Raw genomic sequence first — 17057 nt, forward strand, 5'->3', positions numbered from 1 at the left:
TGTGGACTTCGTTCGTAGCGAAACCCGTCCCCTTTCAGCAGCAACGCCCCTGGGGATTGCTGTCCTGCCGGTCCATCCGGTCCCGCCAGAACTCACGTTCGGTCATGGCGGGACCGGCGTGGCCGCCGGCATTGAAGTGTTCAAGGTACTTTTTGTATGCATCGGCGCCCATGAGCGAACCCATGTAGGTGGCGAACCCGCGAAGTCCTTTGGCCACGGCATTCATCAGTGATGTCCGGCTTTCTGCGTTCTTTTTTCCGCTGGGAGGGCATTCCACTCAGCCAGCAGGGCCTTCTCCGCCGGGGTCGGGATCAGTCCAGCCGGGGCATACACCCTGGACGGCACCGCCGGGTCCTCATGGTCCTGTCCACCGCCGGCACGGATAGCCTTGATGGTTGCCAGCAGTGCGGCCACGATCACGATGATGCTCAGGGTCACGAAGATGACCGACAACACGCCCTGGATCATGGTGTTCCTGACCACCGCTTCCATGGCGGCCACGGTCTTGGCCGTGCCGAACTCGGTCTTGCCATCCGCCAGGGCCTTGGAGAATGCCTGGTTGTTGGCGAAGTAGCCCACTGCGGGAACCGGCGAGAAGATCTTGTGGAAGCTGGCGGTGATGGTCACCACTGCGGCAAAGGCAAGCGGCACCGCCACTATCCACAGCCACTTGAAGACACCGCGCTTGGCAGTGATGGCCAGGCACACGGCCAACGCGATGGCAGCCAGGAGTTGGTTGGCAATGCCGAACAACGGGAAGAGAGTGTTGATGCCTCCGAGGGGGTCGGTGACACCCATCAGGAGCACGGCACCCCATGCACCCACCATGATGGCGGTGCACAGCCAGGCACCGGGTCGCCAGGATGCTTCCTTGAACTTGGGAACAAAGTTGCCGATGGAATCCTGCAGCATGAAGCGGGCAACACGCGTGCCGGCATCCACGGCAGTCAGGATGAACAGGGCTTCGAACATGATGGCGAAGTGGTACCAGAAGGCCATCATGCCGGGCCCGCCGATGAACTGCTGCATGATGTGCGCCAGGCCCACTGCCAAGGTGGGTGCACCACCGGAACGGGAAATGATGCTTTCCTCGCCCACGTCCTTGGCCGTCTGCGCCAGGACATCAGGAGTGATGTTCACGTTGGCCAAGCCGAGGCTGTTCACCCATTGCGCTGCGGATTCCACCGTTCCGCCGGTGAGGGCAAGGGGCGCGTTCATGGCGAAGTAGATGCCACGGTCGATCGAGATGGCAGCCACCAGGGCCATGATGGCAACAAAGGATTCCATCAGCATGCCGCCGTAGCCGATGAAACGGGTCTGGCGTTCCTTCTCAATCAGCTTCGGTGTGGTACCGGAGGAAATGAGGGCGTGGAACCCGGACAGGGCCCCACAGGCGATGGTGACGAAGAGGAAGGGGAAGAGCGCGCCGGAGAAGACGGGGCCGTTCTCACGGCTGGCGAACTCGCTGAACGCCGGGACGGTGATTTCCGGCCGCACCACGATGATGGCGAGCGCGAGCATCACGATCACGCCGATCTTCATGAAGGTGGAGAGGTAGTCGCGCGGGGCCAGCAGCAGCCACACCGGCAGGATGGCGGCAATGAAGCCGTAAACGATGATGCCCCAGGCGATGGTGACCTTATCCAAGTGGAAGAAGGCCGCGCCCCACTCGGTTCCGGCCACGGCACCGCCGCCGATGATGGCCGCCATAAGGAGGACAAACCCGATGATGGATACTTCCATCACCTTGCCGGGCCTGATGAAACGCAGGTAGACGCCCATGAACAGTGCGATGGGGATGGTCATCCCCACGGAGAAGACGCCCCACGGGCTCTCTCCCAAGGCGTTGACCACCACAAGCGCCAGGATGGCCACAATGATGATCATGATCAGCAGCGTGGCTACCAGGGCCGCCGTTCCGCCAATGACGCCCAGCTCTTCACGTGCCATCTGGCCGAGGGAACGGCCGCCGCGACGCATGGAGAAGAACATGACCAGATAGTCCTGGACGGCACCGGCAAGGACGACGCCGATGATGATCCAGATGGTGCCGGGCAAGTAACCCATCTGGGCTGCAATGACCGGCCCCACCAGCGGACCGGCTCCGGCAATTGCGGCGAAGTGATGGCCGAACAACACATTCCGGTCGGTGCGGACATAGTCCTTGCCGTCCGCCTTGTATTCAGCGGGAGTAGCACGGCGATCGTCCGGCTTGAGCAGGTACCGCTCAATGACCTTGGAGTAGAAGCGGTAGCCGATCAGATAAGTACAGACTGCGGCAAAAACGAACCAGATGGCATTCACGGTCTCACCGCGCACCAGGGCCAGCATGAACCACGCCACGGCTCCCAGCAGCGAAATAGCTACCCAGAGGCCGATCTTGGCCGGAGTCCACTTCCGCTCTTCAGCCTCCCGCACCGTGTCATCCACGGCCGGTGAAGGCAGCGCGGGATCCAATTTATCCGCGAGCCCTGTCTTGTCAGGAACCTTGCCCATATCTCCTCCTTGAGAACTGCTGCAGTGATGGGTACTACTGTTTGTGGCGATCTTCGCGGTGGGGACCGCATCGCCGGTTGCCTTCCAGCACAGTAACAACCGTCACAGACAAGTAAAGGGAGCACGCGCCACCCCTGAACAAAGGGTCGGTAAACGGTCACATCCCTGCGGCGGGTGACCAAGGTCCGCGCCGTGGTGGACTAGCCGGCGCCGCCATTGACCTGCGCCTGCACCATGCGGGCCTCGCACAGGTCCAGCCAGCGCACCTCTGCCTCTGCCTGGAAAATCAGGGAGTCAAGCACCAGAAGTCCCGCGGTGTCGATGGAACGCTGATGGGCGGACGCCGCCTTCCTCGCCTGCGTGTGCTCCTGCAAAGCCTGGACGGAAACCTCCCGCTGGGCTTGGATCACAGCGGACGTATCAACGCCCGGCAACGTCACGGCAAGTGCAAGCTTGATGGCAATCTCGTTCCGTGGCGGGGTGCCACGGTCCACGGCCCCGCCAAACCAGGCCACCACTTCCTCAGCCCCGGCGTCAGTAATGCTGTAGATGACGTGGCCGCCGCCGTCGTCGCCGTCCTTACTGACCAGGCCATCGCGCTCAAGGCGGTCAAGGGTGGTGTAGACCTGCCCGATGTTCAGCGGCCAGGCGGCTCCTGTCCGGTCCTCGAATTCGACCCGAAGTTCATAGCCGTACCGGGGCTGGTCCTGGAGCAGGGCCAGCAGGCTGTGCCGGATGGACATAAGGCTCCTCGCTGCGGGTGGACGGACGGATCAGAGAAGCAACAGGACCTTGCCCACATGCTCGCCGGAATCAAAGTACTCGTGGGCTTCCCGGACCTGGTGCAACGGGAAGGATTTTGCTACCAGGGGTTTGATCCTGCCGTCCGTCAGCATCGGCCATACGGACTCACGAACGGCGGACATGATGATGCCCTTTTCCGCCACGGGCCGAGGCCTCAGCGCTGTGCCAATCACGGCAGCACGCTTGCTGAGGAGTTGCCCCAGGTTGATCTCCGCTGTAGTTCCGCCTTGCAGGCCGATCACTATGAGGCGGCCATAGTCGGCGAGCGCGTCAATGTTCTGTTGGAGGTACTTGGCACCCACGACGTCGAGGATCACGTCAGCGCCTTTGCCCCCGTTTTGTGCCTTGAGGCTTTGGGCGAAATCCTCTTCGGTGTAGTTGATGGCGATGTCGGCGCCCAGGAAGGCCTTGGCGGTTCCCACCTTCTCGTCGGTTCCTGCGGTTGTAGCTACCGTCGCGCCGTACGCTTTGGCCAACTGGATGGCCATGGTGCCTATCCCGCCCGTTGCCCCGTGGATGAGCACAGTCTCCCCGGGTTGCAGCTGTGCGGTCATGATGAGGTTTGAGTAAACGGTGGCGGCAACTTCGGGCAGGGAAGCGGCGGTGATGAGGTCCACGCCCTCAGGGATCCGCAGCACTTGTTCGGCGGGCACGGCCACTTGCTGGGCGTAGCCGCCGCCGGAGAGCAGTGCCACTACCTTGTCTCCCACGGAGAAGGCCTTGGTAACGCCGGGACCAAAGGCTGCGATGCGTCCGGAGACTTCAAGCCCGGGAATGTCCGAGGCCCCAGGTGGCGGCGGATAGAAGCCGCGGCGCTGTTGGACGTCCGCGCGGTTCAAGCCGGCGGCGACGACGTCGATCAGGACCTCGCCTGTCCCCGGCACTGGTGCGGGGACCTCGCGGATTTCGAGGACTTCGGGCCCGCCTGGCTCTGAGATGTAGACGGCTTTCATGACGAACTCCCGGTTTCTTGCTGGTCCTCAAACCCCCGGGGCAGGGGTTGGAGGACGTGATGTTTTGGAACAGCCAACTCCCTATGAAACACTACTAGGCGAGGAAGGTTGTCCGAGCGGCCTAAGGAGCTGGTCTTGAAAACCAGTGTGCGGTAACCCCGTACCAAGGGTTCAAATCCCTTACCTTCCGCAAATGAGATGCCCCGGGTCCCAGGACCCGGGGCATTTTGCATGCCCGGCCCTCCTCCGCAGGGCCTCGCGCGGCACTCCGCCGAGCCGTCCGGCCTGCCAACTGAGAACTGACACCCGGAAGATCATTGAAAGTGTCAGACCCCCCGCATAGTGTTCTGTCTGTCTCCACACCACTGACATATGCCGTAGCTTTCGCCGCGGAATAACAACAGGAGCCCGACCCATGCCTAAGCCTGACATCACTCCCGGCGCACCCTGCTGGATTGATCTGATGACGTCCGATACTGAAAAAGCGAAGACGTTCTACAACGCGCTTTTTGGTTGGACCTACGAGACCGGGGATGAGGAAAAGTACGGCGGCTACATTACGGCTTTGAAAGATGGCCGGATGGTGGCAGGCATCATGGCGAAGCAGGCTGACATGGGCGCCATGCCCGATGTCTGGTCCACCTACCTGCGCACCGATGACATCAAGGCGACCACGGAGGCAGCAGCCGCCCACGGAGGCCAGGTGTATCTGGAACCCATGGACGTTCCTGAGCAGGGCAGCATGGCCATGTATGGCGATGCTTCAGGCGCTTCGATCGGTGCTTGGGAGTTCGGTGAAATGACCGGTTACGAACTCGCGGCTGAGGCCGGCGCTCCGGCATGGCACGAACTCCTTTCCAAGGACTATGACGCCGCGGTCACCTTCTACCAGAAAGTCTTCGGCTGGAACACGGAGGTCATGAGCGACACTCCTGAATTCCGGTACACCACCCTTGGCGCCGGGGACGAGGCCAAGGCAGGCATCATGGATGCCTCGGGCTTCCTCCCGGAGCAAGTCCCCTCCATGTGGAGCGTCTATTTCGCCGTGGAGGACACGGACGCCGCAGTGGAGCAGGCCACCGCCTTGGGTGCCACCATCACCCAACCCGCCGAGGACACTCCTTTTGGCCGCTTGGCGACGCTGCAGGACCCCACGGGTGCCGTCTTCAAAGTCATTCAGGACCTGGGCCAAACAGCCTAGCTTTCACACAACGGGCCCGCCCGGCTGCCTCCTACCCAGGGGCGGTCGGCCGGATCCGCTCATTGCCGGTGTTGGGGGATCAGCCGGCGTGGGTCCTTGTCTGGTCCCTCATGGTTGACCGCAGGCCTGCTGCCTGTGTTCCTTTCCGGAATGAGGACCCCTATGCACCACTTTTCACGAAGCCTGAAGACTGCCGCTGTGCTGTGCATCGCATCGATCGCGCTGGCGGGCTGTTCTTTGATCAGCAGCGGCGATGCCAGGCGGGACGAATCGGGAAAGCCCACGGAATCTTCCAAGGCTGATGCCTTCAAGGTGAAGCTGGGTGACTGCATCGCCAATCCGGACAGCCAGGAGGTTGTGGATGTGACCATCATCCCGTGCGATCAGAGCCACGATCTCGAGGCGTACGCACTGACCAACATGGACGCATCAACGTTCCCTGGTGATACCGAAGTGGGCACCCAGGCCGAACAGTACTGTGGCGCCCAATTTGCACCTTTCGTTGGCGTGCCCTTCGAAAATTCCGAGTTGGAGGTCACCTTCCTCCACCCCACCAGCGACTCGTGGAAGAACGGAGACCGCGAAATTCTCTGCCTGATCGGCGGCGCGTCGGGTGCCGCGACCACGGGATCCCTTAAGGGTGCAGCCAAATAGCGCAGGTGCACCCGATCGGCCACCCCCGGTCCACCTGCCATTCATTCCACCGTGTTCTGCTATGCCCGAGCAACAGGTTTACGCCGGAGTAACTTCCGGAACAACGCCCACATCACCAGAGTGTGGTCGTCGTCCAAAAAGGCCCCACAGGGCCCCTAATGAAAGTTAGAGCGGATGCACCAACAACATTGGAAAGTACTGGCAGGAACAGTCTTGTCAGCGGGGTTGCTTGCCGCCCCGTTGACGGCAGCTCCGGCCATGGCAGCGGATGATCCATCCGCACCCGCCGGCTTATCGCCGGTGGTGATCAACGAGGCGTACCTGAGCGGCGGCAGCGCCGGCGCCGCCTTCAAGAACAAATTCGTGGAGCTCTACAACTCCTCTGATTCCCCCGTCAGCCTGGCGGGCTGGTCACTGCAGTACCGGTCCGGCACCGCCACCGCTGCACCCACGGGAATCACTCCCCTGTCCGGCAGCATCCCGGCCAAGGGTTACTTCCTGGTCCAAGGGGCCACCAACAGCGGAACCTCCACCGCGCCGGCACTTCCCACGGCCGATGTGCAGGCCACCGGAACGCTGAACCCCAGCGGAACCACGGGCACGTTGATCCTGGCGAAGCAGGCCGGTGCCGTGACCCCGCTGCCTGCGGGCCCGGTCATGGAGAACGCCGCTATTGCCGACCTCCTGGGCTATGGCACCTCCAACACTTTTGAGACTGCCCCGGCAACCGCGCCCACCGGCAACTCGGACGTCAAGAGCCTGAACCGCACCAATGGCGCTGACACCAACTCCAACGCCGCCGATTTCAGCCTCAGCGCCACCATTACCCCCACCGCCTCAAGCGGCGGCGGAACTCCGCCCGTGGATCCCCAGCCCGAACCCGGAGTCAAGGCCATTGCCGACATCCAGGGAACCGGAACGGCCAGCCCCCTGGTGGGCAGCACCGTGACCACCCGCGGCAAGGTCACCGCCGTATACGCCACCGGCGGCTTCAACGGTTACTACCTCCAGACCCCCGGAACCGGCGGCGGGACCGCCGGGGCGGCCAGGTCGGCGTCGGACGCCGTGTTCATCTATTCACCGACGACGGCGGCCACGGTCCAGCAGGGCGATTACCTGGAACTCACCGGTGTTGTCAGCGAATTCGCCAACCAGACCCAGCTCACTGTTGAAGCTGCAGGGATGAAGAAGCTCACTGAGGCGGCTCCCGAGGTCAAATCCACACCGTTCACGTTGCCGGCCAATGAGGCGGCCAGGGAGAGCCTGGAAGGCATGCTCGTGGCGCCCCAGGGCGACTTCACTGTCACGGACAACTACTCCCTGAACCAGTATGGCGAAATCGGCCTCGTGGCCGGAACGTCACCGTTGGTCCAGCCCACGGCTGTGGCCGCGTACGGCTCCCCGGAGCACGCGGCAGTGGTTGCGGACAACGCCCTCCGGGCCATCAAGCTCGACGACGGCGCATCCACCAACTTCCTGAAGGATGCCACCACCAAGGCACAGGTCCTGCCGTACCTGACAGCGTCGGATCCCGTCCGCGTGGGTTCACCCGCGCAGTTCCGGACGGACGTCATCCTGGGCTACGGCAACAACTCCTGGAAGTTCCAGCCGCTGGCGGCATTGAGCCCGGCCAACGCTGAGTCCGTCCAGCCGGCGGGCTTCACTGCCAGCCGGCCCGAGGGTCCGGCAGATGTTGGCGGCAGCCTCAAGCTGGCTTCCTTCAACGTGCTCAACTACTTCCCCACCACCGGTGACCAGCTCACGGGGTGTGTCTTCTACACGGACCGCGAAGGCAACCCGATCACGGTCAAGGAAGGCTGCAACGCCCGCGGTGCAGCCAACGCCGAGAACTTCGAGCGCCAGCAGGCCAAGATCGTGGCGGCCATCACCAAGTCCGGCGCCGACGTCGTATCCCTGGAGGAAATCGAGAACTCCGCGCAGTTCGGCAAGAACCGTGATGATGCCCTGTCCAAACTGGTGGATGCCCTCAACGTGAAGACGCCTGGCGTATGGGACTACGTGCGGACGCCCGCCAATGCTCCCCCGCTGAGCGATGAGGACATGATCCGTACTGCCTTCATCTTCAAGAAAGCCGTGGCTGAGCCTGTAGGCGAGTCCATCATCCACAACGACACCGTGGCATTCGCCAGCGCACGCAAGCCCCTCGCGCAGGTTTTCAAGCCGGTGGGCGGATCGGATGACAAAAAATTCATCGCGATCGTGAACCACTTCAAGTCCAAGGGCTCGGCCGCTACTCCGGACGATACCGACAAGGGCCAGGGCGCCTCGAACATTGCCCGCACCAAGCAGGCTGAATCGCTGCTCGCTTTCTCGAAGGATCTTCAGGCCTCCAAGGGCACGGACAAAGTCTTCCTGATCGGTGACTTCAACGCCTACGCAAAGGAAGACCCCATCAATGTCCTCACGGGTGCCGGCTACACGGACCTTGAGGCGGGCACCGGCAAGCACTCATATCTGTTCGGCGGCATGGTGGGTTCCTTGGACCACATCCTTGCCTCTCCGGCTGCAGCCAAGGCAGTCACTGGAACCGATATCTGGAACATCAACTCCGTGGAATCCGTCGCGCTTGAGTACAGCAGGTATAACAACAATGTGACCAACTACTATGACGCGGACGAGTTCCGGGCCAGCGACCACGATCCTGTGGTGGTGGGCCTGGACCTGACCACGGAAGCACCAGCAAGCGTTGACCTGCAGTTCCTGGGGATCAACGACTTCCACGGCCGCATCGACACCAACACCGTGCTCTTTGCAGGGACGGTGGAGAAACTCCGGGCGGCAGCTCCCCCCGGCGCAACGGCCTTCATCTCAGCCGGCGACAACATCGGCGCCTCACTCTTCGCTTCTGCGGTAGCGAAGGACCAGCCCACCATCGACGTCCTGAACGCCCTGGAGCTGCAGGCCTCCGCTGTAGGCAACCACGAGTTCGACGGCGGCTGGCAGGACCTGCGCGACCGCGTCGTCGCCGGAGGTACCAACGCGAAGTTCGCCTACCTCGGCGCCAACGTTTACCAGAAGGGCACCACCACGCCGGTATTGCCGGAGTACAAGGTACTGGACATGAACGGCATGCGGGTGGCCGTCATCGGCACGGTCACCCAGGAAGTCCCTTCCCTGGTGACACCCGCCGGAATCCCGGACCTCGAATTTGGGGATCCCGTGGAGGCCATCAACCGGGTTGCTGCGAAGATCAAGGCCGACGATCTGGCCGACCTCATCATCGTGGAAAACCACGACGGCGCCGCATCCGGCACTCCTGAGGGTGCAACGCTGGAGCAGGAAGTTGCCGCCGGAGGACCGTTCGCCAAGCTGGTCAACGAAACCACTCCCGACGTTGCTGCCATCTTCACCGGACATACCCACAAGGAATACGCCTGGGACGCACCAGTACTGGACGCCAACGGCCAGCCGACCGGCAAGACCCGTCCCATCGTTCAGACCGGCAACTACGGCGAGAACGTGGGCAGCGTGACGCTCACCGTGGACACTGCCAGCAAGTCGGTGACGGCGTACAAGGCAGCGATCGTAGACCGGACCACCGAGACCGCCGAAAGCCTGGTTGCCGCGTACCCGAGGGTGGCTGCAGTGAAGACCATCGTGGACAAGGCGCTGGCCCAAGCTGCTGAAATCGGGAACCAGCCCGTTGGCACAGTCACCGCCGATATCACCACGGCCTTCACTCCGGACCCGGCCGGCGGCGCTCCCAAGCGTGACGATCGCGCCAACGAGTCCACCCTGGGCAACCTGGTGGCGGACTCCCTGGTGGACACCCTCAAGGCACCCGAGCTGGGTGCGGCGGAGATCGGCGTCGTAAACCCCGGCGGCCTGCGCAACGAGCTCTACTACGCGCCGGACGGAACCATCACCTACGCCGAGGCCAACGCGGTCCTGCCGTTCGTGAACAACCTATGGACCACGTCCCTGACGGGTGCCCAGTTCAAGACGCTCCTGGAGCAGCAGTGGCAGACCAACGCTGACGGCACCGTGCCCAGCCGCCCTTACCAGCAGCTTGGCCTGTCCAAGAACGTCAACTACACCTACGACGCCGCCCGTACCGCAGGCGACCGCATCACCGGCATCTGGGTGAACGGTGGCCTGATTGATCCCGCAAAGCAGTACAGGATCGGAACCTTCAGCTTCCTTGCCACCGGCGGTGACAACTTCAGGGTCTTCAAGGAGGGCAGCAACACCAAGGACACCGGGCTGGTGGACCGCGACGCCTGGATCAAGTACCTGCAGGAGCACAAGCCGGTGTCGCCGGACTTCGCCCGCCGTTCGGTCGCTGTGGTGAACTCCACCGCAGCCGGGGTCAAGGCAGGCGAGCCGATCACGTTGGCAGTTTCCAAGCTGAACCTGACGTCCATTGGCAGCCCTGCCAACGCCACGCTCAACGCCGTCTTTGTTGACAGCAAGGGGGCCTCGGCACCGCTCGGATCCGTGCCCGTATCAGCGGGGGCGGCAACGGTTGACCTCAAGGTTCCCGCCGCGGCAGCTGCAGGCACCGGCACGTTGGTGCTCACCGCCGTCGAAAGCGGAACCGTGGTAAAGGCCTTGGTAACGGTTGCTGAGAGCGGACCGAACCCGCCCCAGTGCACGGCGCCCACCAAGCCGTCCAAGTGGTACGACATCGTGGGCTGGCTCAGGTACGCAGTCGCGTGGTTGGAGTACCAGAGGTGCTTGAGGGGCTAACGCGCCCTGAGTGAGAAACAGCAGGGCCCCTCCTTCGCGAGGGGCCCTGCTGGCGTCTTACAGGAAGTATCTGTCCGGGCCGGTTAGCGGGCCAGGATGCTGCGGGCAATCTCGTCGGCATCGCGGAGCGTCCGCTGTCCGCTGGCATAGGCCGGTCCGGTCCGTGGACGTGCTTCCGCAGCAATGGCCGTGCCCCACTGCACCGCGGAGAGTTGAAGGCCCAAGACGTAGAGATTCCTGGTGATGGACCCGTTCGCCGCCACCGGCCGGTATGGATGCGGTTCAACATCCAAGCCGGTGGTCTGCACGGGAACGCCCTCGCCGCCCATCATGATCTTGGCACGGACCAAGCCATCAGCCATCAGCTGTTCCAGCAAGGGAGAGACGTTCATGCCCACCCTGTTCGCCGGCGACATCGCCTCGATCAAAGTGGGCGCCTCCACCGGCTCATCATGGACCCACGGAGAAACGGCCCGGAATACCTTGGCGGAACGGTCCACGCTGAATTTCGGGTCAGGTCCCACAAAACTCACGACGCCGGCACGCGCCAAAGCGGCCAGCTGCTCCGAGCGCAGTGCAGGAGCACCGCTGGCCAGCCCTTCCACGAACGACTCGAACCAACCGCGGAGACCTGAGAGCCACGACTCATCCGTGATTCCGCCATCCGCCACCACCGATTTGAGGATGGCCCGTCCGGTGTGCAGTGCACCGATGGCCATTTTGACGGGGTCCGCCTCCCCAAGGGCGGAACGCCTGGCATCATCATCCAAGTAAGCCGTGATGGCCGAGTCCAGCTCACGCCGTGATGCAAAGGTACGCCCTGCGAGCGGCGCAGCAAGTCCGCGAAGGTTCAAGCGGCGGGAGGCCACTACGTGCTTCTCCACGAGGTCACCGACGCTGCTTTCCCAATGCGTGGTGGTGTGCGCGTGTACTTGGAGCGCGTCTTCAAGATCGGCGAGGAACTGCGCAGGGTCCTTGATGGCCGCGGGTTGGGAACGGGCCAGGGTTGAGTAGTAAGCCCACAAAGCGTCGCGGTGCAGCAGGGGCCACAGGTCATGATCAAAGCCAGGCTGGATTCCCGCTGCACGGAACCGGTCCACGGCGTCTTCGGTCAGGTACCTCATGGTGATGCTGCTCGGATAGTAACCATCCAGACCCGCCTTGGCCCGGTATGGCGTGCCGCGGCGGGAGGCAGCGATGATTTTTGGCTCGCGTCCCGATGCCCGGTACTCCAGAACCCCGGCTCCCGGGGCGCCGGCGTCAACAAATTTGCCACCACGTCCCTCCGTCAACTGGCCCATGACATCGAAGAAGTTCAGTCCCATGCCGCGCACCAGGACAGACTGGTTGTCCGGTACGGTTTGCCAGTCGACGTCGGCCGGCGGTGCAGGTGGAAAGTAGAGCAGCCCCTGCTCCTCTGCAGCGCGTTTGAAAGAGCGCTGCTCCGGATTCAGACGGGACTCAACGTGCCCCAGCGCCAAGACCACGGAGCCGACGGTGAGGGTGTCGCCGTTGGCGAGTTCGACGTCGAACCCGTCCGCTGTTCCGTCCGCCAGGGGACGTGCCGCTACGGCGGACGTGCCATGGAAGGTGACCTCGACGCCGTCGGGCAGCCGGTCCAGCAACCCCGCCAAGGTTTGCCGCAGGTACCTGCCATACAGGGCCCGGCTGGGGAAGTTGTTCGCTTCCAGGGTAGCTAGTTCCGCCTTTTCGGCGTGGTTCAGTCCCTCGCCATCACGACGACGCGCCTGGCGCCATTGCTCGAAGGAACCACCTGCCAGGGGCGGGGCTAACCGCGGGTCTTCGGGGATCAGGGTGGGATAGAACGACTGGGTGTTCATCAGGTACAGCCGTGACTGCTCCGGCTGCCACACGTGGCCGGAACCGGCCGGAAAAGGATCCACCACATCGATGTGAAGGCGGGTTCCCTGCGGGGTATCTGCAGCCCAATTCGCAAGCAACCGTTCAAGGACGCTGGTACCGCGAGGGCCCGCCCCTATGAGGGCAACACGGTTGGTTTGCGATTTAGCCACGCTCAAGCGTAACTTCCGTGTGACTTGCTTCCAGTCGAACACTGTTGCTTGGATGGGGCGATGACCACCACAGAAGCTGATCAGACGCCACTTCCCGGGAAAGACACTGCTACCACCACCGGGCCGCGACATGCCGCGGACGTCGCGCCTGAGCCCACGGATGAAAACGTCTGGCTCGAGGACATCCACGGTGAGGAACAGCTGGCGTGGGTCCGCGAACAGAACGCCCGTACCGAGGAACTGCTCGAAGACACCGAGTATGCCGCTGTTGAAGCCGGCATCCTGGAAGTCCTTGACTCAACAGACCGCATCGCCATGGTCTCCAAACGCGGCGACTACTACTACAACTTCTGGAAAGACCAGGAACACCCCAAAGGCCTGTGGCGCCGCACCACCTGGGAGAGCTACCTCAGCGAAGAGCCGGAGTGGGATGTCCTGCTGGACATCGACACACTTGCCGCGACCGAGGACGTTGAGTGGGTCTTCCACGGCGCCGGTTTCCTCCGGCCCGCCGAGGGCGAGGAGTACCGCCTGGCCATGGTTTCGCTCTCCCCCGACGGCGGCGACGCGGACCGGCACCGCGAGTTCGACGTCGAATCCCGCACCTTTGTGCAGGGTGGCTTCGACCTCCCTACAGCCAAGGGAAACGTCAGCTGGCTCGATGCGGACACTCTGCTGGTATCCAGCACGGCGGATGGGCTTCCCGCAACGACGTCCTCCTATGCGCGCACCGGGGTGAAACTTCGCCGCGGCCAATCGCTGGCCCAGGCTGAGCGCCTTTTCGAGATCCCCGAAGACCACATGCTGGCCATGGTGGCCCACGACTCGACGCCGGGCTACGAGCGGACCTTCGCAGTGGACTACATCGATTTCTACAACCGGAGCACGTGGTTGCTGCGCGAAGACTCGTGGGTGGCAATCGACGTACCCACCGACGTCAACATCAGCGCCCACCGCGACTGGCTGCTATTCCGTCCGCAGAAAGACTGGGACGTGGACGGCGCCGTGTACCCCGCGGGTTCCCTGCTGGCTGCCGATTTTGAGTCCTACCTCGCGGGGTCGCGCTCTCTCCTGGTCCTGTTCACGCCGGATACCCAAACGTCGCTGCAGTCCTGGAGTTGGACCAAGGATTACCTGCTGCTGAACCTTTTGCGCGACGTCTCCTCGGAAATTCGGGTGTTGGACCCTTCCACTACTGACGCCGAAGGTGCTTGGACGTCCACCCTCCTGGATGCTTGCCCGCCGCTGCATGATGTCAACGCCTACGCCGTGGATGAGGAAGACCCGGGCGCAGCCGGCAACGACTTCTGGCTCGTTGCCACCGGTTTCACCACGCCCACCACGCTGACGCGGGGAACGCTGACGCCCTCCGGGGACAGGCAGTCCGGCGGTGTGGGTGAGGGCGGCGTCGGTGACGGCGGCGTGGTGAGCCGGCATGCCGAAGTGAAGCGGTCGCCGTCGTTCTTCAACGAAGCCGGGTACGAGGTCCAGCAGCACTTTGCCGTCTCTGCCGATGGCACCAAGGTTCCGTACTTCCAGGTGGCGTCCAAGGACTTGGTCCTCGATGGCCAGAACCCCACGCAGCTCTCCGGCTACGGCGGGTTCGAGATCTCCCGGACCCCGGCCTACAGCGGGTCCATTGGCCGGGCATGGCTCGAACGGCGAACTGTGGGCGTTTCCTCCGAGGACGGCACCGGCGCACACTCGCGCGGCGGGGTCTACGTTGTAGCCAATATCCGCGGCGGCGGCGAATATGGACCCTCATGGCACCGGGCCGCCCTCCAGGAGAACCGTCACCGCGCCTACGAGGACTTCGCAGCTGTGGCCCGGGACCTGATCTCCCGTGGCGTCACCAGCCGCCCGCGCCTGGGCTGCGTCGGCGGCTCCAACGGCGGGCTGCTGGTGGGGAACATGCTCACCCAGTACCCCGAACTGTTCGGCGCAGTGTCCTGCGGCGTGCCGCTCCTGGACATGCGCCGGTACACCAAGCTCTCCGCCGGGTACTCGTGGATCGCCGAATACGGTGACCCTGATGTCCCCTCGCAATGGGAGTTCATCCGCACCTTCTCGCCGTACCATCTGCTGCATGACGGCGTGGAGTACCCCGAGACGTTCATCTGGACTGCCACCTCTGATGACCGGGTGGGACCCGTCCAAGCCCGCAAGATGGCTGCGCGCATGCAAGCCATGGGCATCCCGAATGTGTGGTTCCACGAGGCCCTTGAAGGAGGCCACGCCGGCGCGTCGGATAACCGGCAGGCGGCGGCATTGCAGGCGCGGAGCAACCACTTCCTGTGGCGATCGCTGGCTGGGAGCAACTGACCGCATCCACGGACCCATTTCGATGGTCCGCTGCGAGCCAGGCCGTTCGTACGGCCCCCTGAGCAGCGAACCATCGAAACGGGCGGGAGAATGTCTACGTTTTGCGCTGGACGGCACGTTCTGCGTATCCTTGGTGGGCTAGCAATAGCAAAGGGAGACGTGCCAGAGCGGCCGAATGGGCTTCACTGCTAATGAAGTGTGGGGCACAACTCCACCGGGGGTTCAAATCCCCCCGTCTCCGCGAATTGGTCCCGGTTTTTCGAAACCGGGACCTTTTGCGTTTAAGCGTGCTTCCTCCCTCAGGAATCCGGAGCTATAGCCGATGCGCATAAATTCCGGATGCGCAAAGGGCAGGAGCTCAGCGCGCTTCACTCTGCCGCCGGGCTAAGCTCCCCCGCTGTGCTCTGTTGGTTTTGCCTCATCCGGTTTTGACGCCGCCGCTGACCTCAGCCCCCGCGTGGCGGTGCAGGGTGAGGCTGTCCACGGTGCTGATCAGCATCAAAGCAGCCATGGCTACGAATGCACCCTTGTAAGCAGCCACCTGATCCGGACCGAACACGTCGGTGGTCTCGAACAACCGCAGGAACAAAGCGCCCACTGCGATCCCGGCTGCAGCCGCCAACTGAACCAACGTTGCCGAAATGGCGTTGGCCGACGGCAGTTGCCCGGGAACGATGTCCGCGTACTGAACCGAGGCGTAGGCAGAAAAACCGATGGAACGGAAGGCGCCGCTGAACAACAACAAGGCGAAAATGAGGGGCTCAGGTGTTTGGGCATCAAGGAAAGCGCACAGGGCAAACGTCACAGCCGAGGCGAACGAGGCAAAGACAAGCACCGGTTTGAACCCGAAGCGCCTGATCAAGGGCGTAGTTGCCGGTTTGATCCCAATATTGCCCACAAACACCGCTGCCACCATCACACCTGCCTTCAGCGGATCCCAGCCAAACCCATCCTGAAACATCAACGGCAGCAGGAAAGGGACCGAGCTGATGGTCAGCCGGTAGATAAACCCTCCAGTAGACGTGGCCCTGAAGGTCCGGGTCCCGAAGACGTCGAGGTTGAACAGGGGAACTTTCGCTTTGCTCATCCACCAGACTGCGCCTGCAAGGGACAGAACCCCGGCGAAGACCACTCCTGCAGCAAGGAGGTTGGACGCGTGCCCGCCCAAGGTTTCCAGGCCCACCACCAAAGCGCCTACACCCAAGGTGGTGAGCAGCAGGCCGAACCAGTCCAGTCGTCGTTTCCCGTCAAACTGTGTCCGCGGAACCAACCGCAGCGCGGCGATGAAGGCAGCCAATCCCAGTGGAACGTTGATGATGAAGATCCAGTGCCATGAAAGGAAGGTGGTGAGCGCCCCGCCCACCATCGGGGCCAGGACAGGTGCAAGAAGCCCCGGCCACACGAGGTAGGCGGTGGCGCGCAGAAGCTCGGACTTGGGTGTGCCCCGCAGAACCACCAGGGTGCCCACGGGCACCATCATGGCTCCGCCCATCCCCTGGGCTACCCTGCTCAGCGTGAGCATGGTCAAGTCGGTGCTGATGGCGCAGAGCAGGGAGGCAATGGTGAAAACCGAAATTGCGAGACAGAAGATCCTGCGGGCACCAAAACGCTCCGCCAGCCAGCTACTCAACGGGATGCCCATGGCAACAGTCACCAGGTACGCCGTCATGGTGATGTTGATGTCGGCCGGTGCCACCCGGAAATCGGAGGCGATGCTGGGAATGGCCGTGGTCAGGATGGTCCCGTCCAGGAACTCCATGAAAAATGTCGCGGCCACCAGCAGTGCCAGTCTCGGCCGCCACGTCGGCTGGTCAGCGGCTTCGACGTCTGTGTTGCTCGGATTTGTGCTCATGGCTCCGGTCCGGGTTCATGGAGTGCCCGCGA

Annotated in this window: 10 protein-coding genes and 2 tRNA genes; 6 read left to right on the forward strand and 6 right to left on the reverse strand. The window is 63.1% G+C overall.

From position 1 onward, the window contains the following. Positions 1-34: 34 nt before the first annotated feature. From M1D51_RS17685 to M1D51_RS17700, 4 genes are all read right to left on the reverse strand, one after another. Positions 35-226, reverse strand: a complete 192-nt coding sequence (locus M1D51_RS17685) for a YbdD/YjiX family protein (protein WP_172322742.1) — start codon at positions 224-226, stop codon at positions 35-37. Further along, entirely contained in the window at positions 226-2496 is a 2271-nt protein-coding gene (locus tag M1D51_RS17690) for a carbon starvation CstA family protein (RefSeq protein ID WP_172322743.1), read from the reverse strand. The genes M1D51_RS17685 and M1D51_RS17690 overlap by 1 nt, the downstream gene beginning before the upstream one ends. A 200-nt stretch (positions 2497-2696) precedes the next feature. Beyond that, a complete protein-coding gene (locus tag M1D51_RS17695) occupies positions 2697-3239 on the reverse strand; it encodes a PadR family transcriptional regulator (RefSeq protein WP_172322744.1) in 543 nt (180 codons plus the stop codon). 30 nt (positions 3240-3269) lie between these two features. Next, complete coding sequence (locus M1D51_RS17700) at positions 3270-4253, reverse strand: NAD(P)H-quinone oxidoreductase (RefSeq protein WP_172322745.1); 984 nt, start codon at positions 4251-4253, stop codon at positions 3270-3272. Positions 4254-4355: 102 nt separating this feature from the next. Between M1D51_RS17700 and M1D51_RS17705 the strand changes: the two genes are divergently transcribed. The 4 genes from M1D51_RS17705 (at position 4356) to M1D51_RS17720 (ending at position 10818) form a co-directional block, all read left to right on the forward strand. Beyond that, a tRNA-Ser gene (locus M1D51_RS17705) sits at positions 4356-4443 on the forward strand. A 225-nt stretch (positions 4444-4668) separates the two neighbouring features. Then, positions 4669-5454 (forward strand): VOC family protein, encoded by a 786-nt coding sequence (locus tag M1D51_RS17710; protein WP_172322746.1) that lies wholly within the window; start codon positions 4669-4671, stop codon positions 5452-5454. Positions 5455-5616: 162 nt separating this feature from the next. Then, positions 5617-6108: a septum formation family protein gene (locus tag M1D51_RS17715; RefSeq protein ID WP_458107421.1), complete on the forward strand. Its 492-nt coding sequence runs from the start codon at positions 5617-5619 to the stop codon at positions 6106-6108. 174 nt (positions 6109-6282) lie between these two features. After that, positions 6283-10818 carry an ExeM/NucH family extracellular endonuclease gene (locus M1D51_RS17720; protein ID WP_458107422.1) on the forward strand — a complete coding sequence of 1512 codons (4536 nt, stop codon included), beginning with the start codon at positions 6283-6285 and terminating at the stop codon, positions 10816-10818. An 83-nt stretch (positions 10819-10901) separates the two neighbouring features. Here M1D51_RS17720 and M1D51_RS17725 read toward each other — a convergent pair whose 3' ends face one another. Beyond that, a complete protein-coding gene (locus M1D51_RS17725; RefSeq protein WP_458107423.1) occupies positions 10902-12851 on the reverse strand; it encodes an FAD/NAD(P)-binding protein in 1950 nt (649 codons plus the stop codon). A 60-nt stretch (positions 12852-12911) separates the two neighbouring features. Here M1D51_RS17725 and M1D51_RS17730 point away from each other — a divergent pair, with 60 nt between their 5' ends. Both M1D51_RS17730 and M1D51_RS17735 read left to right on the forward strand, forming a co-directional pair. Then, positions 12912-15173: a prolyl oligopeptidase family serine peptidase gene (locus M1D51_RS17730; RefSeq protein ID WP_458107424.1), complete on the forward strand. Its 2262-nt coding sequence runs from the start codon at positions 12912-12914 to the stop codon at positions 15171-15173. Between the two features lie 153 nt (positions 15174-15326). After that, a tRNA-Ser gene (locus M1D51_RS17735) sits at positions 15327-15414 on the forward strand. Positions 15415-15591: 177 nt separating this feature from the next. Here M1D51_RS17735 and M1D51_RS17740 read toward each other — a convergent pair. Next, positions 15592-17025 (reverse strand): MFS transporter, encoded by a 1434-nt coding sequence (locus M1D51_RS17740; RefSeq protein WP_458107425.1) that lies wholly within the window; start codon positions 17023-17025, stop codon positions 15592-15594. Positions 17026-17057 lie beyond the last annotated feature (32 nt).

It is taken from the genome of Arthrobacter sp. R3-55, assembly GCF_054161505.1.